The 25,660-nt window shown below is 64.1% G+C and carries 24 protein-coding genes; 17 read left to right on the forward strand and 7 right to left on the reverse strand.

What is annotated here, in order from left to right; all coding sequences use genetic code 11:
* The first annotated feature begins 111 nt into the window (after nucleotides 1-111).
* Complete coding sequence (locus FDP28_RS06460; RefSeq protein ID WP_144659887.1) at nucleotides 112-1,887, forward strand: DEAD/DEAH box helicase; 1,776 nt, start codon at nucleotides 112-114, stop codon at nucleotides 1,885-1,887.
* Between the two features lie 74 nt (nucleotides 1,888-1,961).
* Here FDP28_RS06460 and FDP28_RS06465 read toward each other — a convergent pair whose 3' ends face one another.
* Together FDP28_RS06465 and FDP28_RS06470 are read right to left on the reverse strand one after the other, a co-directional pair.
* Nucleotides 1,962-2,588 (reverse strand): isochorismatase family protein, encoded by a 627-nt coding sequence (locus FDP28_RS06465; protein ID WP_144659888.1) that lies wholly within the window; start codon nucleotides 2,586-2,588, stop codon nucleotides 1,962-1,964.
* Nucleotides 2,588-3,916, reverse strand: a complete 1,329-nt coding sequence (locus FDP28_RS06470) for a nicotinate phosphoribosyltransferase (RefSeq protein ID WP_144659889.1) — start codon at nucleotides 3,914-3,916, stop codon at nucleotides 2,588-2,590. Before FDP28_RS06470 ends, FDP28_RS06465 begins: the two co-directional genes overlap by 1 nt.
* 37 nt (nucleotides 3,917-3,953) lie before the next feature.
* Here FDP28_RS06470 and clpS point away from each other — a divergent pair, with 37 nt between their 5' ends.
* From clpS to rdgB, 6 genes are all read left to right on the forward strand, one after another.
* Nucleotides 3,954-4,316: an ATP-dependent Clp protease adapter ClpS gene (clpS, locus tag FDP28_RS06475; RefSeq protein WP_018776321.1), complete on the forward strand. Its 363-nt coding sequence runs from the start codon at nucleotides 3,954-3,956 to the stop codon at nucleotides 4,314-4,316.
* Nucleotides 4,309-4,875 (forward strand): DUF2017 domain-containing protein, encoded by a 567-nt coding sequence (locus FDP28_RS06480; RefSeq protein ID WP_144659890.1) that lies wholly within the window; start codon nucleotides 4,309-4,311, stop codon nucleotides 4,873-4,875. The genes clpS and FDP28_RS06480 overlap by 8 nt, the downstream gene beginning before the upstream one ends.
* Before the next feature lie 103 nt (nucleotides 4,876-4,978).
* Nucleotides 4,979-5,989 (forward strand): glutamate racemase, encoded by a 1,011-nt coding sequence (gene murI / locus FDP28_RS06485; protein ID WP_397321005.1) that lies wholly within the window; start codon nucleotides 4,979-4,981, stop codon nucleotides 5,987-5,989.
* Nucleotides 5,986-6,783 carry an MBL fold metallo-hydrolase gene (locus FDP28_RS06490; protein WP_144659892.1) on the forward strand — a complete coding sequence of 266 codons (798 nt, stop codon included), beginning with the start codon at nucleotides 5,986-5,988 and terminating at the stop codon, nucleotides 6,781-6,783. The genes murI and FDP28_RS06490 overlap by 4 nt, the downstream gene beginning before the upstream one ends.
* A gap of 46 nt (nucleotides 6,784-6,829) precedes the next feature.
* Nucleotides 6,830-7,588 (forward strand): ribonuclease PH, encoded by a 759-nt coding sequence (gene rph / locus FDP28_RS06495; RefSeq protein ID WP_144659893.1) that lies wholly within the window; start codon nucleotides 6,830-6,832, stop codon nucleotides 7,586-7,588.
* Nucleotides 7,585-8,253 (forward strand): RdgB/HAM1 family non-canonical purine NTP pyrophosphatase, encoded by a 669-nt coding sequence (gene rdgB / locus FDP28_RS06500; protein WP_144659894.1) that lies wholly within the window; start codon nucleotides 7,585-7,587, stop codon nucleotides 8,251-8,253. Before rph ends, rdgB begins: the two co-directional genes overlap by 4 nt.
* A 68-nt stretch (nucleotides 8,254-8,321) precedes the next feature.
* Here the strand turns inward: rdgB and FDP28_RS06505 are convergent, their stop codons facing one another.
* Complete coding sequence (locus FDP28_RS06505; protein ID WP_186313538.1) at nucleotides 8,322-9,083, reverse strand: DedA family protein; 762 nt, start codon at nucleotides 9,081-9,083, stop codon at nucleotides 8,322-8,324.
* Nucleotides 9,084-9,250: 167 nt separating this feature from the next.
* Here FDP28_RS06505 and FDP28_RS06510 point away from each other — a divergent pair, with 167 nt between their 5' ends.
* Both FDP28_RS06510 and FDP28_RS06515 read left to right on the forward strand, forming a co-directional pair.
* Nucleotides 9,251-10,258, forward strand: a complete 1,008-nt coding sequence (locus tag FDP28_RS06510) for a 3'-5' exonuclease (RefSeq protein ID WP_144659895.1) — start codon at nucleotides 9,251-9,253, stop codon at nucleotides 10,256-10,258.
* Nucleotides 10,259-10,522: 264 nt separating this feature from the next.
* Entirely contained in the window at nucleotides 10,523-11,071 is a 549-nt protein-coding gene (locus FDP28_RS06515) for a DUF4395 domain-containing protein (protein WP_144659896.1), read from the forward strand.
* A 5-nt stretch (nucleotides 11,072-11,076) separates the two neighbouring features.
* Here the strand turns inward: FDP28_RS06515 and FDP28_RS06520 are convergent, their stop codons facing one another.
* Nucleotides 11,077-12,147: an ADP-ribosylglycohydrolase family protein gene (locus FDP28_RS06520; RefSeq protein WP_144659897.1), complete on the reverse strand. Its 1,071-nt coding sequence runs from the start codon at nucleotides 12,145-12,147 to the stop codon at nucleotides 11,077-11,079.
* An 81-nt stretch (nucleotides 12,148-12,228) separates the two neighbouring features.
* Here FDP28_RS06520 and FDP28_RS06525 point away from each other — a divergent pair, with 81 nt between their 5' ends.
* The 6 genes from FDP28_RS06525 (at nucleotide 12,229) to FDP28_RS06550 (ending at nucleotide 19,769) form a co-directional block, all read left to right on the forward strand.
* Nucleotides 12,229-12,585 (forward strand): YidH family protein, encoded by a 357-nt coding sequence (locus FDP28_RS06525; protein WP_186313527.1) that lies wholly within the window; start codon nucleotides 12,229-12,231, stop codon nucleotides 12,583-12,585.
* A 30-nt stretch (nucleotides 12,586-12,615) separates the two neighbouring features.
* Nucleotides 12,616-12,978 carry a DUF202 domain-containing protein gene (locus FDP28_RS06530; RefSeq protein ID WP_144659898.1) on the forward strand — a complete coding sequence of 121 codons (363 nt, stop codon included), beginning with the start codon at nucleotides 12,616-12,618 and terminating at the stop codon, nucleotides 12,976-12,978.
* A 182-nt stretch (nucleotides 12,979-13,160) separates the two neighbouring features.
* Nucleotides 13,161-14,066, forward strand: a complete 906-nt coding sequence (locus tag FDP28_RS06535; RefSeq protein ID WP_144659899.1) for an MIP/aquaporin family protein — start codon at nucleotides 13,161-13,163, stop codon at nucleotides 14,064-14,066.
* A 71-nt stretch (nucleotides 14,067-14,137) separates the two neighbouring features.
* Nucleotides 14,138-15,313: an exonuclease SbcCD subunit D gene (locus FDP28_RS06540; RefSeq protein WP_144659900.1), complete on the forward strand. Its 1,176-nt coding sequence runs from the start codon at nucleotides 14,138-14,140 to the stop codon at nucleotides 15,311-15,313.
* Nucleotides 15,310-18,330 (forward strand): AAA family ATPase, encoded by a 3,021-nt coding sequence (locus FDP28_RS06545; protein WP_144659901.1) that lies wholly within the window; start codon nucleotides 15,310-15,312, stop codon nucleotides 18,328-18,330. Before FDP28_RS06540 ends, FDP28_RS06545 begins: the two co-directional genes overlap by 4 nt.
* Before the next feature lie 86 nt (nucleotides 18,331-18,416).
* On the forward strand, nucleotides 18,417-19,769 hold the full coding sequence (locus FDP28_RS06550; protein ID WP_144659902.1) for an MFS transporter: 1,353 nt from the start codon (nucleotides 18,417-18,419) through the stop codon (nucleotides 19,767-19,769).
* 40 nt (nucleotides 19,770-19,809) lie between these two features.
* On the opposite strand, the gene FDP28_RS06555 is transcribed toward FDP28_RS06550, so the two are convergent.
* A complete protein-coding gene (locus FDP28_RS06555; protein WP_144659903.1) occupies nucleotides 19,810-20,769 on the reverse strand; it encodes an AraC-like ligand-binding domain-containing protein in 960 nt (319 codons plus the stop codon).
* 186 nt (nucleotides 20,770-20,955) lie between these two features.
* On the opposite strand from FDP28_RS06555, the gene FDP28_RS06560 reads away from it, so the two are divergent.
* Nucleotides 20,956-22,431: an APC family permease gene (locus FDP28_RS06560; protein WP_144659904.1), complete on the forward strand. Its 1,476-nt coding sequence runs from the start codon at nucleotides 20,956-20,958 to the stop codon at nucleotides 22,429-22,431.
* Nucleotides 22,432-22,494: 63 nt separating this feature from the next.
* Here the strand turns inward: FDP28_RS06560 and FDP28_RS06565 are convergent, their stop codons facing one another.
* Complete coding sequence (locus FDP28_RS06565) at nucleotides 22,495-23,289, reverse strand: MoaF C-terminal domain-containing protein (protein ID WP_144659905.1); 795 nt, start codon at nucleotides 23,287-23,289, stop codon at nucleotides 22,495-22,497.
* A 125-nt stretch (nucleotides 23,290-23,414) separates the two neighbouring features.
* The gene (locus FDP28_RS06570; RefSeq protein ID WP_144659906.1) at nucleotides 23,415-24,161 is read right to left on the reverse strand and encodes an IclR family transcriptional regulator; all 747 of its coding nucleotides are present in this window, start codon (nucleotides 24,159-24,161) and stop codon (nucleotides 23,415-23,417) included.
* 123 nt (nucleotides 24,162-24,284) lie between these two features.
* Between FDP28_RS06570 and FDP28_RS06575 the strand changes: the two genes are divergently transcribed.
* On the forward strand, nucleotides 24,285-25,619 hold the full coding sequence (locus FDP28_RS06575) for an MFS transporter (RefSeq protein ID WP_144659907.1): 1,335 nt from the start codon (nucleotides 24,285-24,287) through the stop codon (nucleotides 25,617-25,619).
* The last annotated feature ends 41 nt before the right edge of the window (nucleotides 25,620-25,660 follow it).

Raw genomic sequence — 25,660 nt, forward strand, 5'->3', positions numbered from 1 at the left:
GGGTGGGAAGAGAACACAGGCCCCTTCTGAACGACACCGCTGTGCGGTCCGCTTCGGCGTGCCCGCAGAAAGTGCCGTAACTGCAACTGCCATCAGGCCGGGGGAGTCAGCATGACAGAAACACTTTTCGGTGGTCCCTCCCTGCCTCCCGCATACCCGGAACGCGCTGCCTGGGGTACGGCCCCCAAGCTGCGTGCCTGGCAGCAGGAGGCACTTGACCTCTACATGACCCGCAACCCGAAGGACTTCCTCGCTGTGGCAACGCCCGGCGCCGGTAAGACCACCTTCGCCCTGCGTATTGCCACCACGCTGCTGGACAGCGGGGTGGTCAACCGCGTCACGATCGTGGCACCAACGGACCACCTCAAAAGGCAGTGGGCTGACGCCGCGGCCAGGGTAGGCATCGCCATCGATCCGAACTTCAAGAACTCCGACGGCCAGCACGGCAGGGGCTTCGTCGGCGTCGCTGTCACCTACGCCCAGGTGGCCAGCAAGCCGATGCTGCACCGGGCCAAGACCGAAGCGGCCCGGACCCTGGTGATCCTTGACGAGATCCACCACGGCGGTGAAGCGCTGTCCTGGGGTGATGGGCTTCGCGAGGCTTTTGATCCTGCTGCGCGCCGCCTTTCCCTGACGGGAACGCCGTTCCGCTCGGACACTTCGCCTATCCCGTTTGTTGAATACGCTGAGGACCGGGACGGGATCCGCAGGTCCAAAGCCGACTACACCTACGGCTACGGCAACGCGCTGCGGGACCACGTAGTCCGGCCTGTGCTGTTCATGGCGTACTCCGGCCAGATGCGGTGGCGCACCAGTGCAGGGGATGAGATGGCAGCTTCCCTGGGCGAGGCCGCCGTGACCAAGGACATCACGTCCCAGGCATGGCGGACGGCGCTCAATCCCACCGGCGAGTGGATCCCGGCGGTTCTGGCAGCTGCGGACAAGCGCCTCAGCGAGGTGCGTCGGACGGTTCCGGATGCCGGTGGCCTGGTGATCGCCACGGACCACGAGGACGCCCGTGCCTATGCCGGCCAGTTGAAGAAAATCACGGGCCAGTCGCCCACGGTGATTCTCTCCGACGACTCAAAGGCCTCCAGCAAAATCGAGGAGTTCTCCGCAGGGGACAAGCGCTGGATGGTGGCCGTGCGCATGGTGTCCGAAGGTGTCGACGTGCCCCGCTTGTCGGTGGGTGTCTATGCCACGTCCACCTCGACGCCCCTGTTCTTCGCGCAGGCCGTTGGCCGTTTTGTGCGTGCGCGCAAAAGGGGAGAAACGGCGTCGGTCTTCCTGCCGTCGGTCCCGCCGTTGATGATCCTCGCCAACACCATGGAAGCCGAGCGCGACCACGCGCTGGACCGCCCGGAAAAGGACGACGACGGGCTGTTCAGTCCGGAGGAAAACCTGATGGCCGAGGCCAACCGGGAAGACAAGGCATCAGAGGAACTCACCAAGGGCAAGTTCGAGGCACTGGACTCCCAAGCTTCCTTCGACCGTGTCCTGTTCGACGGCGGTGAGTTCGGTACCGGGGCGGACATCGGCTCTGACGAGGAACTGGACTTCCTCGGCATTCCGGGACTTCTGGATGCCGAGCAGGTGGGCACACTGCTGCGGCAGCGGCAACACGAGCAGCAGTCACGCAAGAAGCGCCAATCGCCCTTGGCCGCCGCGGCGTCCCCTGCGGTTCCGGACCACCGCATGCTCATGGACCTGCGCAACGAGCTCGCCAAGAACGTTGCCGCGTGGGCGGCCCGTACAGGAACTCCGCACGGGGTGGTCCACACCAAGCTGCGCGAGGTCTGCGGCGGTCCAGCCGTGGCCCAGGCCAATGAGGAGCAACTGCAGGCACGCCTCCGGAAGCTCCAGGATTGGTTCATCGGCCGGAAGTAGCCGGCCCGGATGTCAGCTCATACGCCACAGGGCGCCGCAGATGCGGCGCCCTGTGGCGTTGTGTGCCTTGTGGCTCAGCCGTGGTCGACCTCGACGCCGGCCGCTTCCAGGTCGTCGAAGACGTCGCTGAGGTCCTCGGAGATTCCGGCCGTGAGATCGGCAATCACGGTGGTGTTGTAGCCGGCCTGGACGGCATCCAATGCGGTGGCCTTGACGCAGTAGTCGGTGGCGATGCCTACGATCACCACATCTTCGACGTCATGGCTCTGAAGCCAGTCGTCGAGCCCAATAGCGTCCTCATCGATCACTTCGGCTACCGTTGCGCCGGCCTTCAGGTCTCCTGAAGGGACATCGTCTTCCGGTGCGAGGACGCCTTCGAAACCCGAGTAGGCTGCCGTGTACTGTCCCTTGCGGAAGTAGGCCTGGATGTACTCGGGGTCCAGGTCCTCATGCAGCTCGGCACCTTTGGTGCGGGCCCGGCAGTGCGGTGGCCATGAATCCACCATGTCCGGGTTGTCGGAGAAATGGTCGCCAGGCTCAATGTGCCAATCCTGTGTTGCCACGATGTGATCGAAGTGCTGTTGGTTGGCATCAACGTATTCGGTGATGGCGCCGGCAACATCGGCACCTCCCTGGACCGCCAAGGTGCCGCCCTCGCAGAAATCGTTCTGGACATCAACGATGATCAAGGCCCTGGACATCAGTTCTCCTCGTAGACGGTGGGGATGGCGGCCTCGCCGCGTTGCAGGCGGTTCACAACAGGGGGCAGCTCGGCCATGGTTGCCGCGTGGCGCTCTTTCGCCCGGACAACACCTTCAGGGCCAGTCCACCCCGGCAGGACCTCGCCATTCTTGACGAACTGGTGGAGCAAGGGACGGTCGTTGCCGTCGTCTTCGGGGCGGTGTCCGATGCCGACGACTTCGTGGGTGGCCCGGCCGCGCTCATTGAGCTTGCGCAGGGCGTATTTGCGTCCGCCAACGCTTGCCTTGTTCTTGGCCGCCTTGGCGACGGAAATGAATTCGCCGGCGTCGTTGGTGCGGCTAACCAGTTTGTAGACCATGCTCGCCGTCGGAGCGCCGGAGCCTGTGACCAGCGAGGTCCCCACGCCGTAGGAGTCCACGGGGGCGGACTGCAGGGCTGCGATGGCGAACTCGTCAAGGTCGGAGGTCACCACGATGCGGGTGTTGACGTTGCCCAGGTCATCGAGCAGCTGGCGGACCCATTGGGCCTGAGCCACGAGGTCGCCGGAGTCCAGGCGCACGGCGCCGAGTTTGTCCCCGGCGAGTTCGACGGCGGTCCGCACCGCCGTTTCGACGTCGTAAGTGTCCACCAACAGGGAAGTCCCGGGGCCAAAGGCCGCAATCTGGGCTTCGAAGGCTTCACGTTCGGTGTCATGCAGAAGGGTGAAAGAGTGTGCCGCCGTGCCGACGGTCTTGATCCCGTAGCGCCTGCCGGCCTCGAGGTTGGAGGTGCTGGCGAAGCCGGCGATGACAGCGGCGCGGGCTGCCGCCGTTGCCGATTCCTCCTGGGTGCGCCGGGAGCCCATCTCGATGCAAGGACGGCTTCCGGCCGCCGAGGTCATGCGGGACGCGGCCGAAGCTATGGCGCTGTCGTGGTTGAGGACCGAGAGGATGAATGTCTCAAGGATGCAGGCCTCAGCGAACGTCGACTCAACAATCAGGATGGGGGAGTTTGGGAAGTAGGCATCGCCTTCGGCGTAGCCCCAGATGTCGCCGCTGAACTTGTAATCGGCCAGGTAGTCCAGGGTTTCCCTGTTGACCACCTTGTTCTGTTCCAGGAAGGCGAGTTCGGCATCGCCGAACCTGAAGTCCGCGATGCCTTCGAGCAGGCGTCCCGTCCCGCCCACCACTCCGTACCGGCGGCCGTCCGGAAGCCTGCGGGCGAAGGCCTCAAACACTGAACGCCGGTGCGCGGCACCCGAGTGCAGGGCGGCCTGCAGCATGGTCAGCTCGTAGTGGTCTGTGTACAAGGAAGTTGCGGGATGGTCCCACGACGCGGCTCTACTCACGAATTCACTCTAGTGCGAGCCGCCATAGAATGGACAGATGAGCCCTAGCGTTGCGTTTGGCACGGACATCGACGAGCGGACCGAAGCTGCAGAGCAAACGTCCACCGATGTCCTGACAGCCCCCGATGTCCCTTGGAACCTGGTGATCTGGAACGATCCCGTCAACTTGATGAGCTATGTGAGCTACGTTTTCCAGAGCTATTTCGGCTACTCGGAGTCCAAGGCGCACAAGTTGATGATGGAGGTCCACAAGAAGGGCCGTTCCATCGTGGCGTTCGGAAGCAAGGAACAGGTGGAGCAGCACGCTGTCGCCATGCACGGTTTCGGCCTGTGGGCCACTGTGGAGAAGGCCGCAAGCGGCAACGAAACACCCGGAAAGGGCGGCCGCCAGCGTGGCTAAGGCATTCAAATACGGACTTAAAGGCATTACGGGATACCTTGAGCCGGCCGAGCGCGACCTCCTGCGCGGGTTGCTGGACGACGTCATCTCGATGCTGGACCCCGAAGTCCGGGAAAACGAAGATCCCCTGGCGGCCCTGATCGGTTTGGATATGGACGTCAAGCAGCCAAGCGACCGCGCCCTGCTGCGGTTGTTGCCGAACGTCCTAAAGGACGACGACGGCGGCTCGCTGGAGTTCCGGCAGCTCACCGAACGCTCTGTCCGGGAGAACAAGATCGGGGCGCTGCGGGCCACTGCATTGGGCTTGGACCGGCAGGACCTGGTCCTGACGCCCGAAGAGGCAGCCCGCTGGTCCATGGCGCTCAATGACGTCAGATTGGTTCTCGCCGAACGCCTGGACATCCGGGATGAAGCGGATGCCGAGCACATCCACAGCATGCAGGACTGGAGCCAGGCCGAAGACGTGGAGAGCTACCTGGCGTTGGTCTACAACTTCACCACCTGGCTCCAGGAGTCACTGGTTCAGGCAATGATCTCCGCCCGGCAGGTGAAATCCTGATCGTGGGGGCCCTGTGCCGCCCCGCCCGTGTGACACATAAGACACGAGGCGGAGGACACACCTGATGGCCGCACCCCACGGGAAGCCTTATTCTCGAATAATCATGACATCAGCATCGGGTTCACCAAGCGGCGCTCCGGGCAGTGGCGCCCCCATCAGCACGGGGGAGATCGTGGGAACGCGTCCGATCGGTATATTCGACTCCGGCGTGGGCGGACTGACAGTGGCGCGGGCCATCATCGACCAATTGCCCAACGAGTCAATCCTCTATGTAGGCGACACCGCCAACGGACCCTACGGCCCACTTCCCATCGCCGAGGTGCGTGCCAATGCCCTCGGCGTCATGGACGAACTGGTGGACTCCGGAGTCAAGCTCCTGACCATAGCCTGCAACTCGGCGTCGGCCGCTGTGCTCCGGGACGCCCGGGAAAGGTACACAGCCCGGTACGGGATACCGGTGATCGAGGTCATTCAACCGGCAGTCCGCCGTGCCGTTTCCGCGACCCGGACAGGCAGGATCGGGGTCATTGGAACCTCTGCCACGGTGGGTTCACGGGCCTACGAAGACACCTTTGCCGCCGCCCCGGACCTCACCATCACGTCCGTGGCCTGCCCTGCGTTCGTCAGTTTCGTCGAAGCAGGCGTTACCACCGGCCCTGAACTTTTGGCAGCCGCCAACGAGTACTTGGCCCCGCTGAAAGAGGCCGGTGTGGACACCGTGGTCCTCGGATGCACGCACTATCCACTACTGACCGGCGTCATCTCCTTCGTCATGGGTGAAGATGTCACCCTGGTCTCCAGCGCCGAAGAAACAGCCAAGGACGTCTACCGGGCGCTGGCCACCCACGGCATCCAGCGGACCGGCTCAGCTGCTCCCAGTCACGAGTTCATCGCCACAGGTGACGCCGCCCAGTTCGAAACGCTCGCGCGCCGGTTCCTGGGACCTGAAGTGCTGTCCGTGAAGCACGTGGACCATGTGGCAGCGCAGTATCCGACCGGAAGCCTCGCACGGATCACGCCCGAAATGCTCGAAGCAGCAAAATCAGGGGCAGGCCTGGCGCGCCGCTCCTACTTCGTCAACCCCGCCGACGCCGCCTTGGGGCGTGGCTTGTGAAGCTGACCATCGTGGGGTGTACGGGTTCATTCCCGGGGCCGGGTTCGCCGGCGTCGTGCTATCTGGTCACGGCACATGACGGCGAACGCGAGTGGAAGATCGTCATGGACCTCGGAAGCGGTGCCCTGGGCGCTATCCAGCGGTATACGGATCTTGAGGACATCGATGCGATTTTCCTCACCCACCTGCATCCGGACCACTGCATGGATCTCTGCGGCCTCCATGTAGCTGTGCGGTGGAAGCCCGGCGGCTGGGGACGCGACCGCATTCCGGTGTGGGGTCCGGCAGCTACTGCGGACCGCATGGCCACCGCCTACGGGCTGGATCTGGACCCAGGGATGCATGAGGAGTTCGACTTCACCAACTGGGCGGAACAGAAGCCCGTGACAGTGGGACCGTTCACCGTGACCCCCTACGGCGTCAACCATCCGGTGGAGGAGTGCTACGCCTTGCGCGTCACCGCAACAGAGCCGGGCAAGGACGGCACGCCGGTGACCCGGGTCCTGACATACTCCGGGGACACCGACTCCTGCCAGGGCCTGGAAGATGCTGCAGAGGGCGCAGACCTTTTCCTCTGCGAAGCGGCCTTCGAGGAAGGCCGCGATGACGCCATCAAGGACGTCCACCTCACCGGCAAGCGCGCCGCGGAGGCAGCAGTGAACGCCGGCGCCAAGCGGCTGCTGCTGACCCACATCCCCGTCTGGACTTCCCAGACGAAAGTGATGTCCGAGGCAAAACCCGTTTTCGCCGGGGACGTAGCTGTTGCCGTAGCCGGGGTCCACTACACCATCTAACGGACTCCGGCGCGGGCTTGGTGGCCATCGTCGCTAAGCTTGGAGCATGACTTCTGAAGCTACAGCAACACCCGTCATCCGCGCCGACGGCCGGACCCCCGAGCAACTGCGACCCATCAGCATCACCCGTGGCTGGTCCAAGCAGGCAGAGGGCTCGGCTTTGATCGAGTTCGGAAACACCCGGGTTCTGTGCACCGCTTCCCTGACCGAGGGTGTGCCCCGCTGGCTCAAGGGCGAGGGCCGCGGCTGGGTAACTGCCGAGTACGCCATGCTTCCCCGCGCGACGAATACCCGCTCGGACCGCGAGTCCGTGAAGGGCAAGATCGGCGGACGCACCCACGAGATTTCGCGCCTGATCGGCCGTTCCCTGCGTTCGATCATCGACACCAAGGCGCTCGGCGAGAACACCATCGTCCTGGACTGTGACGTCCTCCAGGCCGACGGCGGCACGCGCACCGCTGCCATTACCGGCGCCTACGTGGCCCTGGCCGAGGCCATTCGCTTTGCCCGCGAGAACAAGCTCATTGCCCGCAACGCCGAGCCGCTGGTGGATACCATTGCGGCGGTCTCCGTGGGCATCATCGACGGCGTTCCCATGCTTGACCTGCCCTACGTCGAGGACGTTCGGGCGGAGACGGACATGAACGTGGTGGTGACGGGCTCGGGCAAGTTCGTGGAGGTGCAGGGCACAGCTGAAGGCGCACCCTTCGACCGTGATGAACTGAACGCCCTGCTGGACCTGGCCCTCCTGGGCACCACCCAGCTCGCTGCCATCCAGCGCGAAACGCTGGCGGAAGCCCCGTGAGCGCCGAAACCGTAGCTGGCGCGCCACTGCTGGTTCTCGCTACCCACAACAAGGGCAAATTGAAGGAACTCCGCGAACTGCTGCGGGGGCAGGTGCCAGGCCTCGACGTCGATACCCAGGTGGTTGACGCCGCTGCGGCGGGTGCCCCGGACGTGGCGGAAACCGGGGTCACGTTTGCCGAGAACTCACTCCTCAAAGCCCGCGCAGTAGCAGAGGCGACCGGCTTGGTGGCCATCGCCGATGATTCCGGGCTGGCGGTGGATGTTCTGGGCGGTGCGCCCGGAATCTTCTCAGCCCGCTGGTCGGGCCGGCATGGTGACGACGAAGCAAACCTGAACCTGCTGTTGGCCCAGCTCTCCGATGTACCGGATGAATACCGCGGAGCAGCCTTCGTGTGTGCCGCGGCCTTGGCTGTGCCAGGGCCTGATGGCGTTGCCCACGAGACCGTGGAGTACGGCCAACTTGAAGGAACGCTTCTGCGTCAGCCCCGGGGCGAGGGCGGCTTCGGTTACGACCCCGTGCTGCAGCCGGCCGGGATGGACCGCAGCTGTGCGGAGTTGAGTTCCGAGGAGAAGAACGCCATCAGCCACCGCGGGCAGGCGTTCCGTGCATTGCTTCCAGCCATAGTCTCTGCGCTCTCCGGTAACGGTTCAGAGCGGTCCTAGTCCGGCAGGCAACGACAAAGGAAAAGGCACCCCCGCACAGCGGGGGTGCCTTTTGGCTTCGGTAATTCCTAGCGTTCTCCGTGCTTTCCTGTTTCGTGTTCGTCGATGAATTCCTCCACAGGGTCGGTGCCTTCGGCCGCAGCCTTCCGTTTGGCCACAAAACCACGGCCGACCTCGACCAGGATCGGAATGACGGAGATCAGGACGATCACGATGAAGATGATGTCGATGTTCTTGCCCACCCACTCGAACTGGCCAAGCCACGCGCCAAGGAGCGTGACGCCGCCGCCCCACAGGACAGCGCCGATGACGTTGTAGAGGAAGAACTTGCGCTTGTCCATCTGTGCAACGCCGACAATCACCGGTACGAACGTGCGGATGATGGGAACAAACCGTGCAAGGATCAGTGCCTTGCCGCCGTGCTTCTCAAAGAACGCGTGGGCGCTTTCAACGTTCTCCCGCTTGAAGAGGCGGGAGTCGGGCTTGTTGAAGATCGCCGGCCCGGCCTTGGAACCGATGAGATAGCCGGTCTGGTTACCCAGGATGGCCGAGACGATGATCAGGCCGCACATGGCCCACAAGTTGAACTCAATGGCCCCCGTGGAGACCAGCAGCCCGGCCGTGAAGAGCATCGAGTCGCCAGGCAGGAAGAAGCCCACCAGCAACCCGGTCTCTGCGAAGACGATGGCGCACACCAGGAGAACCACCCACGGTCCCAGCGGTGAGTCGCGGAGGAAGACATCGGGGTTCAGCCAGTCCGGCAGGAACGACGCCATTGCCGGGTGCACGGGGCCTGCGCCCCCGAAAGTGGATACGGCAAGGTCGCTCATCGCAGAAAAGATCACCCAACAAGCCTACTGGACCGCCGCCGTCGTTAATTATCTGCGGCCGGGCCGAAGCCAACGCGCGTGTAGCGTTGCCCACAATAGGGGCCGGACGGGCCGCCCCGCCGTCGAAATCGGCCAAGAGGGGCACCGTACGCCTGTAATCTTGTCCAGTGGCATTGGACTTTACGGCGATCGACTTCGAAACAGCCAACGGTTTCAGGGGGTCCCCGTGTTCGGTGGGACTGAGCAAGGTCCGTGGGGGCGTCGTGGTGGAGGAAGCCTCGTGGCTCATGCGCCCGCCGGAGAACCACGATCACTTCGAGTTCCACAACACCCGCATTCACGGGATCCGGGCTGAGGACGTCGCAGGACAGCCCAGGTTCGGGGAGCTTTTCCCGGAAATCGGCGCCTTCATTGGCGGTGACATTCTCGCAGCACACAACGCCGCCTTCGACCTCGGCGTGATCAGATCCGGCCTGGAAGTTTCAGGGCTTCCCGGTCCCGCCTACGACTACGTCTGTACCGTGATGCTTTCCCGGCGTTGCTACTCACTGGTGTCCAACTCGCTGCCCTATGCGGCCGAGGAAGCCGGTGTACCGCTGGTGAACCATCACGACGCCGCGGAGGACGCCCGTGCCTGCGCCGGAATCCTGGTCGATATTGCCCGGCGCAACAACGCCAACAGCATCGCCGAACTCTACCTTTCCCTGGGCCTGAACCTGCCTCAACAGCCGGCATTTGATCCCGCCCACGGGTTGTCGAAGGCCACCATGTCCGCCCTCGCTGCCCGGACTGGCGCCACCCTGCCAGGGGCCCCGGCACGGACGGCGGCAGCTCCCGCTTGGTCGGCCTGGCCCGAAGAGGGCCCGAATCCCTTGCCGAACCCTGCAGCCGAGCCCGGACATCCGCTCTTTGGACAGACGGTGGTATTCACGGGCGATCTCGCCATCACCCGGCCCGAAGCGAAGTCGCGGGCCGCTGACGTGGGAGCCCGGCCCGAGAGCCGCGTTACCGCGCGGACCACGGTTTTGATTGTTGGTGACGGGTTCGTGGCAGGCGACCTTCGCGCCGGACGGCTCACAGGCAAGGCAAAACGTGTTCTGGAGCTGCACGCCAAGGGCCAGCAGATCGAAGTGGTCTCCGAGGGCGAGTTCCTCCAAATGGTGGGCGGCGCGTAGGGCCGACACGCTCTCTCACATCCCACGGGTTTCCTGTGGACGCTCTCTCACATCCCACGGGTTTCGCCGGGCCGTCAGGAGGCAGCGCGCTAGGGGATCGGAGTGCGGGCAGATCTGCCACCGGTGGTCTGAGCGAGGGCTTGGATCAAGTGGGTGGGATGTGATTGAGGGTTGGGGGAATGGTGGTGGGATGTGATTGAGGGTTGGGGTCATAGTCCGCAACAATGCTTTCTGCAGCCGGGCCGGCGCTCCTAGCCTAGGGTCATGACAAAGCCAACCCTTCCTGTAACGCCAGTGCGCCAGACCGGGGCCCGCGTGAACCGTGGGGTTGATTGGCGGGCTGTCTTCGCGTTCCCCAATCCCGTCAACGAGTACGCCGCCAGAATCACCGCTGGATTGGTGGTGCTGCTGGCTGTCGTGACCCTTTTGACGGCGTGGGGCTGGGGCCTGGTGGTCCTGGCAGTTGGATTCTGGCTCCGCGTGCTGTTTGGTCCGCGCATTTCTCCGTTTGCCGTGCTGTCGGTCAAGGTCCTGGCGCCCCGCATTGGACACGCCAAGCTCGTTGCCGGTCCTCCCAAGCGTTTCGCCCAAGGGATGGGGGCCGCCATGACGAGCGCCGCCGTCGTGCTGTATTTCACCGGCTTCCAGCCGGCTGCCTGGGTCGCCCTCGGCTTGCTGATCGTCGCCGCGTCGCTGGAATCGTTCGTTGGCTACTGCCTTGGCTGCGCGATCTTTGGCCTGCTGCAACGACGCGGACTCATTCCCGACGATATCTGCGAAGCCTGCAACAACATCACGCTGCGCAGCTCGTAGGGACCTCAGCCGGTAGTGGCGGCAATCAGCCGGTCCGCCATGCCGCGGATCACTTCGGGTGCTTCCAGCGCGGCGAGCCAGTCCGTGGGAAGGCACTCCTCGCCGTAGTAGGCTCCCAGGATGTTTCCGGCGATGGAACCTGTCGAGTCGCTGTCGCCGCTGTGGTTGATGGCCACTGCAATCGCCTTGCGGAAATGCTCTGCAGGGTCACCGTCCGTGGTGGACAGGACCGCATAAAGGGCGACGGCGAGGGCCTCCTCGGCTACCCACCCTTCACCCAGCGTCGTGATGAGTTCCCCGGGGTCCAGCCGGGCGGGCTGAAGTGACAACTGCAAAGCTGCCTGCAACCGCTCACGAAGTTCGGGCGCCTGCGTGGAGGCACCTTCGATGTAGCCCAGCGCCTCCTGCGCTGCCTCGCGGATGCTCCTTCCCGCGACGATGTTGTGGATCAGCAGGCTGAACGCCGCGGCGCTCAGCCGCGCCGAGGGATGACCGTGCGTCAGTGAAGCGGCATCCGAGCTGAGCTTGTAGACCGCCTCCGGCGAAATGTGGGGGATCAGTCCGAACGGCGCTGAGCGCATGACCGTGCCGCAGCCTTTGGAGTCGGGGTTGACGGGACGCGCCACTGTTCCCATCTCGCCCGAAGCGAGCCCGCTCAAGCAGGCATTGCCCGGCGCCCGCCGGTGCCGGAGCACGTCCTGGGCGTCGATCCACCGGGGCTGCGGGACGGGCGCAGAGGAGGAAACTTCCACGTCCTGCGTAGCAAGCCACCGCAGATAGGCGAGCCAGAGGCAGGCGGTTTCATCGGCGGCGACTCCGTCGTTTGCCCACTCAAGTGCCTCTACCAGGCCATCCACCGTATAGAGCGTCATCTGGGTATCGTCCGAAAAGTGGCTGTCGCCGTCGAGCTGTCCAAAGGAGGTCAGGCCGTCTGGTCCGTAGTGCGCGCGGATTGCGGCAATGGAGTCGAACTCCACTGCATAACCCAGGGAATCGCCCAGGGCCCCACCCAGGAGGGAGCCGTAGACGCGGGAGGTGAAGGAAGGCGCGGCAGGGGAGGTAGCTTCAGCACTCATGCCAGTAACTTACCGTGCCAAGGACGCCCCCGCTGATATGGTGGGGAAGCTGTCCGCCGCTGAGAAACCTGGAGAGACATCGTGCGTGAACCTGCTTGGCGACAAACGGGCAAGACTCCCGACTACCGGTTTTCGCTGGCCAACGAACGCACCTTCCTGGCCTGGATCCGCACCTCGCTTGCATTGCTGGCCGGCGCAGTCGCCGTCGATCAGCTGGCGCCTAACATCGCTCCGACGCCGGTCCGCTTGGTTTTGTGCGTGTTGCTCGCCCTCGTGGGGGCCGGCCTTGCTGCCCTGTCCTACCGCAGATGGGGCCGGATGGAAGCAGCCATGCGCAACGACGAGGCCCTGCCGTTCTCCCGCGTGATGTTGTTTATGACCATCGTCGTGGCTGTGGCGGCTTTCGCGTTCGCGGTGTTGATCCTGGTGGCCCGTTGAGCGGCTCGCAGCAGTGAGCGGAGCGGGGCGGTGAGGGGCGCCATTCCGGAAGCCACCCGGGATCCCGGGCTGCAGCCGGAACGAACCACTCTGGCGTGGCGCAGGACCTTGATCTCACTGGTGGTGGTGGATCTGTTCATTTGGCGCAGCTGGCTGACATCCGAGCCGTCGTCGATCAGTATCATCAACGGCCTGCCCGGGCTGGACTATCAAGGAATCTGCGCCCTGGCGGCTGCAGCAGCCACGGTTGTTCTCGCTTCCGTTGTCTGGGTCCGGTCGAGGCAGCTGCAGGCCGGGATCGCAGCGTCCTCGGCGGGGCTGATTCTGGCAAGCACACTGGCCGTCCTGGGACTGGGTGCCGCAGCGATCGCGGCCATTGCGTTGGGCGGATAAGCTCGAGGGTAGGTTCGCGTCCTCAGCCCTGCCCCAGCACCTTCAGCCTTATCCCAGCAACTGTCCAGATTCGGCTGGCAAAATGCTCAAGGATCCCTGACGCCTGCGAGAGCGCCCCGGGCCATCCCCATGTGCTTGGGCACCTGTACACCTACCACCCCGATCGTAAGGACCCGTTCCCCATGACCTCTTCTGTTCAGGCCGCAACCGATCCCCAGCCAGGACTGCTGGCCAGGTTGTCGGCCGAAGCCCTGGGATCGCTGTTCGTTGTGCTTGTGGCGGTGGGCGTTTCGATTTTCTCGAACCCTTCCGGTGCGCCGCTGCCTGCAGCTTTGGCGACCGGTCTGGCAGTTACCGCGTCCATGGTGGCCTTTGGCTACATCTCCGGTGGCCACTTCAACCCGGTGATCACTTTGGGCAACCTCATTGCCGGTCGCATCCGGGCTGTGGCCGCAGTAGCGTACATCGCAGCACAGATCATTGGCAGCGTCATTGGCGCCGCCCTGGCCTACATCGTGGTCACCATGGTGCCCGTACTCACGGATGCGCGGGCCGCCTTCGGATCCACCGCCGCCGGCTACGGTGAGCACGCAGCAGCACAAACCCAGTTGGCCGGCGTGTTGCTGGTGGAAGTTGTTGGTTCTGCGCTTCTTGTGGCCGTGTTCCTCGGTGCCACGGCCGGGCGCCGGGCTCTGCCGAGCTTGGCCCCGTTCGCCGTAGGACTATCCGTGGCCGTTCTTCTGCAGCTTGGCCAGGTTCTTGGCAACCTTCCGTTCAACCCGGCACGCGCAACCGCCCAGGCATTCTTCAGCCCCTCGTGGGCCCTGGACGGACTGTGGCTGTTCTGGGTGGCTCCTCTCATGGGCGCGGCTTTGGCGGGGCTGGCTTTCCGTGGATTCCAGGGCTTGTCCGCTGGCCCTGACGCAGCTGCCGAACCCCAGTCCGGTTCCGACGCCATCAATGACGACTTCGACGCCGGCACCGCTGAGGAGGCTTCGGACTCCGAAACGGACGCCGCTCCGCAGCCGCTTCCGGGCAAGCCGGCACACGATGACGCCCGGGACTTTTTCGACGGCAAGAAAGGCTAGCGAACCGTAAGGGACGACGGCGGACGGCTTGTCTGCGCTTTTTTGTCTGTGCCCGCGGTTAGCTTGGAAATATGCGGTTACTCCATACATCGGATTGGCATTTGGGCCGGTCATTCCACGGCGTAGGCATGCTGGAAGCCCAGCGCGGCTTCGTGGACCAGCTCGTGGCTTTTGTCCAGGCCCAATCAGTGGACGTGGTGTTGATTGCCGGAGACGTCTACGACCGCGCACTGCCCGGCCTGGATGTGGTGAAGCTGCTCGATGACGCCTTGGTCCGTCTGACCCAGGCTGGCGCGGCCGTTGTGGTGACCAGCGGCAATCACGATTCCGCCATCAGGTTGGGCTTTGCGTCCCGGCTCCTGGAACGCGGCGGAGTCCATGTCCGGACACGCGTGGAGGAATTGGACCTCCCGGTCCTGATGCCGCTGGACCCGGGAGGGGATACATCCGCAGAGGTCGCCATATACGGAATTCCCTACCTTGAGCCCCGACTGGTGGCCGAACGCCTGGGCGTCGATAACGCCAACCACTTCGATGTCACAAAGGAGGCGACGGACCGGATCCGGCGCGACGTTGAGCGCCGCCGCGAATCCGGCCCCGTCCACCCGGTTGTCCTGGCGCATACGTTCGCCAGCGGAGGCATCACCTCCGAAAGCGAGCGGGATATCAGCATTGGCGGACTGGGGGCAGTTCCGCTGGACCTGTTTGAAGGCTTCACGTATACGGCACTGGGCCACCTTCATGGGCGCCAGGAGCTGGCACCCAACGTCCGATACTCAGGTTCTCCGTTGGCCTACTCCTTCTCCGAGGCCAAGCACCACAAGGGCGCATGGTTGCTGGACATTGGAACCGACGGGGCAGCCAGTGTTCAGGAAGTCCACTGGGAGCCTCCCATAGCGCTCGCAGTCCTGCGGGGCAAGCTGGATGATTTGCTGGCCTCTCAGGAGTACGCCTGGGCAGAGAGCGCCTACGTCCAGGTCACCCTGACGGATGCGGAACGTCCGCCACAGGCCATGGAGAAGCTGCGTACGCGCTTTCCCGAAACACTGGTTCTTGCCTTTGACCCGGAAGGCTCCGAATCCAAGCCGCAGACAAGTTACAGCAACCGGCTCGCAGAGGCCGAAAACGATCTTGATGTTTGTTGCGGTTTCCTCGAACACGTCCGTGGCCGGGGCGCCACTGAGTCCGAGGTAGTTGCCCTTCGCGAAGCCCTGGAGGCTGTCCGTCTGGAGGACGCGGAACTATGAGGATCCATCGGCTGGACATTGAAGCGTTCGGGCCCTTTGCCACCCCACAACACATCGATTTTGACCTGTTGAGTGCCCAGGGGCTGTTCCTTCTCAATGGCGCGACCGGTGCAGGCAAAACGAGCATCCTGGACGCCATCTGCTTCGCCCTGTATGGCTCGGTGCCCGGGGCCAGGCAGGACGGCAAGCGGCTGCGCAGCGATCATGCCCTTCCTGGTGCCGAACCTCGCGTGGTCTGCGAATTTTCCGCGCGCGGCAGGCGTTTTGAGGTGACTCGGTCCCCGGCATGGGATCGCCCCAGCGCACGTGGCCGCAAGGGCTTCACCACGCAGCAAGCCAAGACGCTCTTGCGGGAGAAAGTGGCTGGGCATTGGGAAGAAAAGTCGTCCAGGAACGACGAAGTCGGCGCTGAGCTTTCCGACGTTCTTGGCATGGACAGGGACCAATTCACCCGGGTAGTCATGCTGCCGCAGGGCGATTTCGCCGCTTTCCTCAGATCCAAGGCGGGTGACCGCTTGGACCTCCTTCAGAAACTCTTCGGCACCCAGCGCTTCGAGGCGATCGAACAGGAACTCGCCCGTCAGGCCGCAGACGCTGCCAAGGCCGTGGAGGAGAATGCCTCTGAGCTCAAAATGCTCCTGGACAAGGCAGCTTCCGAGCGCGATCAGCTTGGGTTGGAGCAAGCCGGGGTTGACGGCGAAGACACTCCCGCGAGTGCCGCTCCCGATCCCGGCCTGTGGCTCGCTGAGGTCCAGGCGCAGGTGGACGACGAAGTGAAACGGCGGCAGGACGAAGCCGCAGTGGCTGAATCCCTGTGGACCCGTTTGAGTGGCGAACTCCGCGAGGAGCAGGAGAAAACGCAGCGGCACGAACGGCTGCGCTCAGCGACCCAAAGAAAAGTTCTCCTTGAACTGGCCGCCCCACGTGCCCTGGAGAACAAGGAACTACTCGGAAAGCACCGCCGCGCTGCTGTCCTGAACGGACAACTGGACGCCGTCGATGCTGCCGAACGCAAATTCACGTCTGCGGAGACCCGGATGCAACAGCTCCGGGAGAAGTTGTCAGCATCGGGCCTGGATTCGGAGAACCCTGCTGCCGCACTGGAGAGTGTCAAGGCCTCCATGGCCGTCATCGAGGCGAGGCTTCCTGACGAGCAACGCCTCGAGGAAGTTGCCCTGCGGCTCGACGCAGAGCGCAAGGAAGTCGCCCGCCAGCGGGCTGCGGCCGGGTCCGTCGCTGCTGCCCTGACGCAACTGCGCGAGGAAGCCGCACAGCTTGAAAACCGCATGGAACCCTTGGTGTCGGTTGCCGCCGACGTAGCTGCGGCGGAACGCGAGGCGACGGCAGCGGCCGAACTGGTGGGCGTCGTCTCCCGCCACACAGTGGCCGCGGCTGAGCTGGAGGCCCTCACTGAAAGGCACCTCCAGGCCCGGGCCGCCGCCCAGGATTTCAAAGAGCAGTGGCTTGACGTGCGGGAACAGCGGCTTGCCAATGCGGCCGGCGAACTGGCCGCAGCGTTGGAAAGCGGGGAACCGTGCGCCGTCTGCGGAAGCACGGAGCACCCGAATCTCGCGTCAGCTGTCCGCACTGCTCTTTCCCTTGCCCAGGAAGAGGAAGAAGCAAAGGCCCTGTTTGAAGCCAGCGAGGAAACGTTGGGGAAGCTCGGAGAAAAGCTCTCTGCGGCTGCCCAAATGGTTGCCGGGCTTCAAGCACAAGGCGGAGCAACGGAGCCGGCCGAAGCGGACGATCGTCTGTCCAAGGCTGAGGCGGCTGCCACTGCCGCGCAGCGGGCCGCCACTCTGCTGGAAGAACTGAAGGCCCGCCAAGATCACATCACCGAGCGGCTTCTCACTGCGCAACAGGAACAAGCAGAGTGCCTGCAGGCCGAAGGTCAGGCATCATCGACCGTCCTGCTGCTTCAGGAACAACATGAAGTCCTTGAGGCTGGGCTTTCGACGCTGCGGTCCGGTTACCCCACCTTGCGCGCTCGCTTGGACGCTGTGGCGGCGGATTGCGCGCTGCTTCAGGAAGCCACGGATGCCGGATCCGAACTAAGCCGTGCCTCAGAAGCCCGGCTCGACGCACTGGAGTCGTTGAAGAAAGCGCTCTTGGCAGCGGGATTCTCTTCTGCCAACGAAGCCCGTCACGACATCCTCCCAGCCGCCGACGTGGTGGGCCTCGAGAAGGACATTTCAGATTTCGACGCCGAAACGGCCCGGCTGGACGAGCTGTTTGCCAACGAGGACATCGTCCTGGCAGCCAAAGAAATGAGTATCGGCGAGCTTCCCCTGCCCGAACCTGAACTCGCCGAGGCGCAACGTAGGGCCTCAGTCGCGGCCGGGGATGCCCAGGCTGCGGCGCTGGCAGCCGGCCTTGCTGCCAAGTCGGCCGAAACTATCCGCCGATTGCGTACCACCTTTGAGGCGCTCGCCGAAGCCGGGAACGAACCCCGCAAGCGCGCGTTGATGTTGGCCGGCCTCGCCGACACTGCCCGGGGCTCGGGAGATAACGGTTACCGGATGAGCTTGAACACCTACGTCCTGGCTGCACGACTCGAGCAAGTCGCCCTCGCGGCCTCCGAACGTCTGGTATCCATGAGCGATGGCCGCTACACGCTGCAGCACACAGATGCCAAGGCTGCCCGGGGTGCTAAGTCAGGCCTGGGGCTGGAAGTCGTGGATGAATGGACCGGTCAGCGTCGTGACACGTCAACCCTCTCCGGAGGGGAGTCCTTCATGGCCTCGTTGGCGTTGGCGCTGGGATTGGCGGACGTGGTGCAGCAGGAGGCCGGTGGCGTGGACATCGAGACCCTGTTCGTGGACGAAGGTTTCGGTAGCCTCGACGAGCAGGCGCTGGAACAGGTGATGGACGCCTTGGAGGGACTGCGCGACGGCGGCAGGGTAGTTGGCCTGGTCAGCCACGTTGCGGAGATGAAGCAACGCATCACGAGCCAGCTTCAGGTGGTCAAGGGGCGCAACGGCTCCAGCATACGGTTCGCGGAAGCTGTTCCGGTCTGAGCCTCTTCCGATAGACTTGTTCCGTTACACCGGGTCTCGCGCATCGGGAGGAGGGACGATGCGCACACTTTAGCGAACCCGGATTAATGGAAAAATCTACAGTGGCCACCCAGCCCGATTCACACGTGGCGCCCCGTCCCTCCCGCTTGCCAGGCCGTTTTGCCCGCCTCCCCGAACTGGCCGGACCTGGATTCCTGCCGTTGGGGCTGTTTGCCCGCCTGCCACTTGCCATGCTGACCGTGGGCACCCTGACCCTCGTCACGGCAGTCAGTCACTCCTATGCCATCGGTGGCATGGCCGCCGGTGCTGTCGGCATCGGATCGGCACTTGGAGCGCCGGTCCTTGGTTCCCTGGCTGACCGCGCAGGGCAGCGGATTGTGCTTCTTGTCGCAGCAGTGGTCAACACCCTCGCCGTCGCCGCTCTCTTGACCACCGCCTATCTCACCCCGGCCTACGGCTCGGCCTCTGATGCCGTGGGAGTACTCATCGCTGCCTTCCTGGCCGGCGCAAGCTGCCCGCAGGTAGGCCCCATGGCCCGTGTCCGGTGGATGGCATTGACTACCAGAAACCTGTCGCATGCCACGAGCGGCAGCAAGAGCGTGGCCTCCAACAGGGCCGATCTGGACACAGCACTGTCCTATGAGGGCACCGCCGATGAAATCACCTTTGTCCTGGGTCCGGCTTTGGTGGGTTTGCTCGCAAGCCTCGTGGCGCCGTGGTTGCCGCTCGCCTTGGCGGCCGTCATGACCATTACGCTGGTTCCGGCCTTTGCGGTGCACCCCAGCCAGCTGGCCGTGGTGCCGGCACCGCGGGTGCCAGGTGCCGGCGTCGTACATTCCGGAGAACAGGCAACCACCTCGCCGCGCCGCAACCGCTGGTCCGCGGCGGTGGTAGCGGTCCCCGTGGTGGCGATGGTGTGCATGGGCACCTTTTTTGGTGCAACCCAAAATGCCCTCAGCGCCTATTCCGCCCAGTACGCGACGGCTGAGATCGCTGGACTCCTCTATGCAGTGATGGGACTCAGCTCAGCTGTCGCGGCCCTCTCCGTGGCCTTCTGGCCGCAACGCTTCGGCCTGGCGTCGCGATGGGTTGCTGCCGCGCTGGCCATGACGGGCCTGTCGGTGCTGCTGTTCCTTCCGTCCGGCATCTGGCCGATGGTCTTCGTCCTGCTGCTCCTTGGTATCCCTGTGGGGCCGGTGATGGTCACGGTCTTCAGCATCGGTGGTGTCGTGGCACCTGCCCGTCGAATGGCGACGGTCATGACGGCCCTGGCCAGCGGGATCGTGGCGGGCACCGCGCTCGGGTCCTATTTGGCGGGCCAACTCGCCCAGACCCAGGGGGCAGGAGCGGCCTTCTCGGTATCCATGGGCGCAGCCGGTGGTCTTCTGCTGCTGGGCGCCATCACCTGGCTGGTCATGAAGCGGCGGCCACAGTCCTAGGCGTCCTCCAGCCGGCACCCCGAAGACAACCGCACTGTTGCTAAGCGCTGTTGCGGTAGCCGGTGGGGGAATTGCCGAATGCCGCGCGGAAGATTCTGCTGAAATGGGCGGCATCGGTAAAGCCCCAGCGTGCGGCGATGGCGGTGACAGGGCGGTCCGCCAGCACCGGGTCCCTCAAATCGCGCCGGCACCGTTCCAGGCGCCGCTGCCGGATGGACGATGCCACAGTCGTGCCGATTTCCTGGAAGAGGTCGTGCAGGTGCCGCGTGGAGATGTAGTGCGCGGCGGCGATGCTCCCGGGGGAGAGTTCGGGATCGCCAAGGTTGGCTTCGATGTAGTCGTGGATACGGCCCAGGAGCAGCAGGTGCGGGTCCCGGCCGGTTTCGATGAGTTGGTCGAGCTCTCCGTTGAACAGCGTCGTGACCAGGTCCAGTGCGTTATGGACCAGCCGCAGGCCATTGGCGCCAGAGAGCGCCTCAAGGTTGTCGGCGAGCTTCACCAGGAACGGACTGATGAGTTCCCCCAGCCCCTGGTCGCCCGGTATCCGAAGCGCAGTCACGTGCCCCATGGCCTCTGCCGGCAAGTCGAGCAGCACGTGCGGGAACATCAGCACCAAGGTGCGGAAGTCGTCGTCGAAGGTTAGCCGGTAGGGACGGGAGGTGTCGTAGATGGACAGATCGCCGGGACGAAGCAGGGCCTCCCGTTCGTCCTGGACCAGTCGGCCCGATCCCGCCAACTGGATGCTGAGCTTGAAGAAGCGGCCCGTGGATCCGGCAATCAACTCCGGAGTGCGCAGGACCGTATGGGGTCCGGCCGTCACTTCCACGACGGAGATCTGGCCCAGCACGCGCGCCCGCATGATCCCGCGGAAAGACCCGTCCCTGGGGCCCGTTGCCGCCAAGGGCACAAAGGACGCGGAGATGGCCCGGCTCCACTCCTGGAACGACTCCGCGACGATGGTTTGAACGGTTGCGGGGTCCGTGTGAGCTGTGACGGTCATCGGACTCCCTTCGTGAGCTTGCCCACGATTCTACACCGGTAACCTCGGCCGGAAGTGGCGTGCGTGTTCCGACAACTACCCTGCCGTGTGAGACAAGTCACGCAGTGTTCCGGCGGTGGAAGATTGCGGAAACACTACGTGCCGCGCCCATCTCCCGCGGCACCGAGGCAGGAGCAGGAGCACACTATGAGCGTGGACAACCCCGTCAAAGGCAGGACCGCAGGGACCGTCGGCACCAAACGCCGGCTGGGCGTACCGGCTGTGACCTTCATGATTATCGCGGCCTCTGCGCCGCTGACCGTTCTGGCTGGGGGAGTCACTACAACGTTCGGCGTAACCGGAGTGACCGGCGTGCCGTTGTCCTTCCTGGTGTTGGGTGCCATCCTGGCGCTGTTCGCCGTCGGTTATGCGGCAATGAGCCGGTACGTCACCAACGCGGGCGCCTTCTACGCCTACATCGCGCAGGGCATTTCCCGGCCTGCTGGTGTCGGGGCTTCCTTGATAGCCCTGATGGCGTACAACCTCATGCAGGTAGGCATCTACGGCTTGTTTGGCTTCACCGTCTCGTCCCTTCTGTCGGCGCGGCTTGGCATCAGCGTGCCGTGGTGGATCCCGGTGTTGTTGTGCATCGCGATCGTGGGATGGCTTGGGGTGAACAGGGTGGATCTGTCGGCCAAGGTACTTGGGGTCCTGGTGGCCCTGGAGTTCCTGGTGGTCATTGTCTACGACGTCATATCCCTGGCAGTGGCTCCCGAAGGTGTCAGCGCAGCGGGCTTCAGCCCGGAGAGCCTGTTCGTCCCAGGCGTGGGCGCGGTCCTGTCCTTCGGTATCGCCGCCTTCATGGGTTTTGAATCCGCCGCCATTTACGGCGAAGAGTCCAAGGATCCGCAACGCACCGTTGCCCGGGCTACCTTTGCCGCGGTGGGCATCATCGCTGTTTTCTATGCTGTTTCAGCCTGGGCCATGACTGTGGGAACGGGCCCCTCCGCGGTGGTCGAGACCGCTGCCACCAGTGGCCCGGACATGATTTTCGCCTTCCTCGGCGAACACGGGGGTGTGCTCCTCAGCGACATAGCGCAGCTCCTTTTTGTCACCAGTCTTTTCGCAGCCCTGGTGAGCTTCCATAACGCCGTGGCCCGCTACTTCTTCTCCCTTGGCCGCGAACGCGTCCTCCCGGCGGCACTTGCCAAGGTTCGTGCCGGCAGCGGCGCGCCGTTCGCCGGTTCGCTGGCGCAGACGGTGATCGCCGTCGTCGTGACCATCGGTTTTGCCGTTGCGGGATCCGGTTCCGAACTCGGCGAACTGTACCCCGTCCTGACCATGTTCACGTGGCTGACCAACAGCGGCGCTCTCGGGCTGGTGTTGCTGATGACTGTTGTGTCCGTGGCCGTGATCGGCTTCTTCCGAAAGAACGGGCACGGCGCAAGCCTGTGGGTACGGGTGGTGGCGCCGGGCTTGGGCTTCGCCCTGCTGGCCCTCGTCCTGGTGCTGATTGTGTCCAACTTCAACGTGTTGCTGGGCCAGTCGGAGTCCACGGCCGCCAGCTTTGTCCTGCCCCTGTTGGTCCTGCTGCCGGGCGTGGCGGGCATCATCTGGGGCTTGCGTCTGCGGCGCTCGCAGCCGGCGTTGTATGCACGGATTGGCCACGGCGCGGAAGACTGAACCGTTCCGCAACGAAGGCGTCCCCGGCAGGTTCTGCCGGGGACGCTTCCGCGTTGTGGGTGCTTAGATTGCGGGGTTCAATTCGGGGCTGTGGTGGCTGACGCTGATCAAGCGGCCATGCGCTCCGAACGTGAAGTGGACGGGATTGACGCCGGCTTCGTCCCAACCGAACAGGCTGCCGTGGGAACGGATGGCGTTGACGTCGCGGTGATCGGCAACGGTCACCGATCCGCACGGAATCACCTTCTCGCGCCACGTGAACACGAAAATGCCCGGCCTGACCTGGAAAACGGTGTTGGAATCGGTGTCCGCCAAGCCACGCTCCGGACCGGCCAGGCATTGCCACGTGTACCAGGTGGGGCTGAGGTAGACGTGCTCGTAGGCGTGGACCGGGCTGTAAATCCATTCGACGCGGCGGCCGATCAAGGCTGTGCTTTCGCCGATGGCGTCACCTCTGGCTGTGAGGCCCTCCAGCGTGCCGACCCGGAAATCATGCTGCACGGCCGTGGACCCCGGGGTTGCCCGGCCCAGCTGCGCCCCGATGTACAGGCCGCGGCCGTTGGCCAGGTCCGCAATGAGCGAGACCGCGAGTCCAGCATCAACACTGCTGTGCCACTGCGCATAGTAAAGGTCCTCGGCAACCTTGAAGACCTCGTAGGTCGAGGTGCCCGTGTAGCCTGCGGCTGTCCACGTGACTTCTTCGTCGTCGAAGCTGAAAGTCATGGGGCCGCCGTCGCCGACCACCGTCAGTTCCTTGCCCGCCAAATCCTGGACGGTGGGCGCCTTGTTGGCATCGAAGCCGGGCGCCAGGCCGTCCAGGGGCAGCCAGTTGGAGGTGTCAAGAAGATTCAGGCTCATGGGGTTCCTTCCGAAACTCGAACAAGGCCAGGCCAAGGCGGTCCTGTCCTTCGTCGAGTATTCGAGATCCGCCGGCCCTCAGTCTTGTGTGCCGGGGCACACTCCTTGGCGTGGAACGAATGACCTCAGGCCAGTTGGCTTTCGATACGTGCCGCACTGGCCGCCAAGGCCTGGCCCACCTCGTCGGCGTCCTGGTCAAGCCGGATATAGACGACGGCGATCGCGGCCGGCCGTCCGCCCGGAACCTTGATGGGGGCGGCGATGGAGGACAAGCCGGCCACTACTTCATCATGGCTGGTGGCGTAGCCGAGTCGGCGGGCCTCATGGGCTTCAGGCCGGTACGGGTTGCCCGCACCCACCTGCTGCCACCGTTCTTCGGTCATGCTTGATTGAATGGCAATGCCGGGAGCGCCGGTGTTGACGGGGTGCCGGCTCCCTGGATGTTGGGCGAGGGCCGCGCCGGTGTGGCGTGGTTCAACCGTGACCAGTGTGACGCATTCCTGGTGGTCCCACACGGCGATGAATGCTGTCATGTGCAGGGTGTTGGCCAGTTGAGTCAGCTCCGGCAGGGCGGCGGTTTGCAGGTTCCTGGAAACCCCGCTGGCCAGAACGGAAAGACCGGGACCCGGTTGGACCTGCCCGGAATCGTCGCGGACTACCAGGGAGTGGTCTTCCAGCGTCCTGAGTATCCGGTAGGCGACGGAGCGGTGCACGCCCAGGGCTTCGGTAAGTTCCCCGATGCTGAGGGGACGATCGGCTGCGGCGAGGATCTCCAGCGCGCGGATTCCGCGGGAGAGTGTTTGCGACGGCGGGACTTGGGTCCCCGCTTGCTGTTGGCCGTTGACGCCGCTGCGTGGATTCATGCGAACCATCCTATGTTGGCGGCGTGTTGACAAGGCTGTGCTTTGAGTCACAGCTTGTAGTATGGTTTCCTAACTGACCGTTCTGTCGGTTATGCACGTCTCGCATCGCACTTTCACCCCAATGGAGTTCCAATGACCGCAACTTCCACTGTCGACTCGCCGTCGGGCCCAAGCAGCAAGCGCGAAGAGCGCCGGGTTCTGGCGGGAACCCTGGTGGGCACCACCATCGAGTGGTACGACTTCTTCATCTTTGCCCAGCTCACCGCCACCCTGTTGGCACCGTTGTTCCTTTCTCCCCTGGAAAAGTCCAACCCGGGAGTCGCCCAACTCCTTTCCTTTGCTACGATCGGCATCAGTTTCCTGTTCCGTCCCCTCGGTGCGTTTGTGGCAGGCCACCTTGGCGACAAGATGGGACGCAAGGCCGTACTGGTCATGACGCTGGTCATGATGGGAGCGGCTACAGCGCTGATCGGTGTGCTCCCCACCTACGAGACGATCGGTCTCTGGGCGCCGGTATTGCTGATTTTCCTCCGCGTGGTCCAAGGATTCTCAGCGGGCGGCGAATGGGGTGGAGCAGCCCTCATGGCAGTGGAGCACGCCCCCATCAAGAAGCGCGGGCTCTTTGGCGCCTACCCCCAGATTGGTGTGCCCATCGGCATGATCCTGGCCACTGGACTGTTGTTCTTCCTGCAGTCCGGCATGTCGAAGGAGGCCTTCACAGCCTGGGGCTGGCGGGTACCGTTCCTGCTCTCTGTCGTCTTGATCGTTGTGGGGTACGCAATCCGCCGGGCCGTCGGTGAGAGCCCGGTCTTCAAGGAACTCGCCCAGCGCAAGGCTGAGAGCAAGGCACCTCTGGGTGAGCTCTTCCGTCGGAACAAGAAGGAAGTTGTTCTCGCTGCCTTGATCTTCATCGCCAACAACGCCGCGGGCTACCTTCTCATCGCCTTCTTCATCTCCTACGCCACCAAGGCGCTGAAGATGCCGGCGCCACAGGTTTTGCTGGCCACTACCATCGCATCCTTCGGTTGGCTGATCTTCACCATGGTCGGTGGCTGGCTCTCTGACAAGATCGGCCGCGTGAAGACCTTCCTGATTGGTTACGGTTTGGTGTTTGCCTGGATGATCCCGATGTTCGTCCTGATCGACACCAAGGACATCCTGCTCTATGGCATGGCCCTGTTCATCCTGACCATCGGCCTCGGCCTTTCCTATGGTCCGATGTCCGCCATGTACGCAGAGATGTTCCCGGCCCAGGTGCGCTACTCGGGCATCTCGATCGGTTACGCACTCGGTGCCATTCTGGGTGGTGCATTTGCGCCCTTGATTGCCCAGGCCTTGCTGGACTCCACCAAGTGGTCCGGGTCTGTGGGCCTCTACATCATGGGGCTGTGCATCATCTCGGCACTCGGCGTGATCCTCGCCAAGGAAACCCGTGGCCGCCCGCTTGGTTACAGCGTGCACCACTAGCAGCCAAGGCAAATGAGGGGCGCAGCCGTGACGGCTGCGCC

The organism is Paenarthrobacter nicotinovorans (assembly GCF_007670255.1).
Lineage (GTDB): Bacteria > Actinomycetota > Actinomycetes > Actinomycetales > Micrococcaceae > Arthrobacter > Arthrobacter nicotinovorans_B.

Excerpts from the sequence above, each read along its gene's own strand:
- FDP28_RS06535 (WP_144659899.1), top strand. The coding sequence starts at position 13,161 with ATGACCTCTTCTGTTCAGGCCGCAACCGATCCCCAGCCAGGACTGCTG.
- FDP28_RS06545 (WP_144659901.1), top strand. The coding sequence starts at position 15,310 with ATGAGGATCCATCGGCTGGACATTGAAGCGTTCGGGCCCTTTGCCACC.
- FDP28_RS06560 (WP_144659904.1), top strand. The coding sequence starts at position 20,956 with ATGAGCGTGGACAACCCCGTCAAAGGCAGGACCGCAGGGACCGTCGGC.
- clpS (WP_018776321.1), top strand. The coding sequence starts at position 3,954 with ATGAGCCCTAGCGTTGCGTTTGGCACGGACATCGACGAGCGGACCGAA.
- FDP28_RS06520 (WP_144659897.1), bottom strand. The coding sequence starts at position 12,147 with ATGAGTGCTGAAGCTACCTCCCCTGCCGCGCCTTCCTTCACCTCCCGC.
- FDP28_RS06555 (WP_144659903.1), bottom strand. The coding sequence starts at position 20,769 with ATGACCGTCACAGCTCACACGGACCCCGCAACCGTTCAAACCATCGTC.
- FDP28_RS06550 (WP_144659902.1), top strand. The coding sequence starts at position 18,417 with ATGGAAAAATCTACAGTGGCCACCCAGCCCGATTCACACGTGGCGCCC.
- FDP28_RS06460 (WP_144659887.1), top strand. The coding sequence starts at position 112 with ATGACAGAAACACTTTTCGGTGGTCCCTCCCTGCCTCCCGCATACCCG.
- FDP28_RS06515 (WP_144659896.1), top strand. The coding sequence starts at position 10,523 with ATGACAAAGCCAACCCTTCCTGTAACGCCAGTGCGCCAGACCGGGGCC.
- FDP28_RS06570 (WP_144659906.1), bottom strand. The coding sequence starts at position 24,161 with ATGGTTCGCATGAATCCACGCAGCGGCGTCAACGGCCAACAGCAAGCG.
- rph (WP_144659893.1), top strand. The coding sequence starts at position 6,830 with ATGACTTCTGAAGCTACAGCAACACCCGTCATCCGCGCCGACGGCCGG.
- FDP28_RS06540 (WP_144659900.1), top strand. The coding sequence starts at position 14,138 with ATGCGGTTACTCCATACATCGGATTGGCATTTGGGCCGGTCATTCCAC.
- FDP28_RS06465 (WP_144659888.1), bottom strand. The coding sequence starts at position 2,588 with ATGTCCAGGGCCTTGATCATCGTTGATGTCCAGAACGATTTCTGCGAG.
- FDP28_RS06575 (WP_144659907.1), top strand. The coding sequence starts at position 24,285 with ATGACCGCAACTTCCACTGTCGACTCGCCGTCGGGCCCAAGCAGCAAG.
- FDP28_RS06505 (WP_186313538.1), bottom strand. The coding sequence starts at position 9,083 with ATGAGCGACCTTGCCGTATCCACTTTCGGGGGCGCAGGCCCCGTGCAC.
- murI (WP_397321005.1), top strand. The coding sequence starts at position 4,979 with ATGACATCAGCATCGGGTTCACCAAGCGGCGCTCCGGGCAGTGGCGCC.
- FDP28_RS06565 (WP_144659905.1), bottom strand. The coding sequence starts at position 23,289 with ATGAGCCTGAATCTTCTTGACACCTCCAACTGGCTGCCCCTGGACGGC.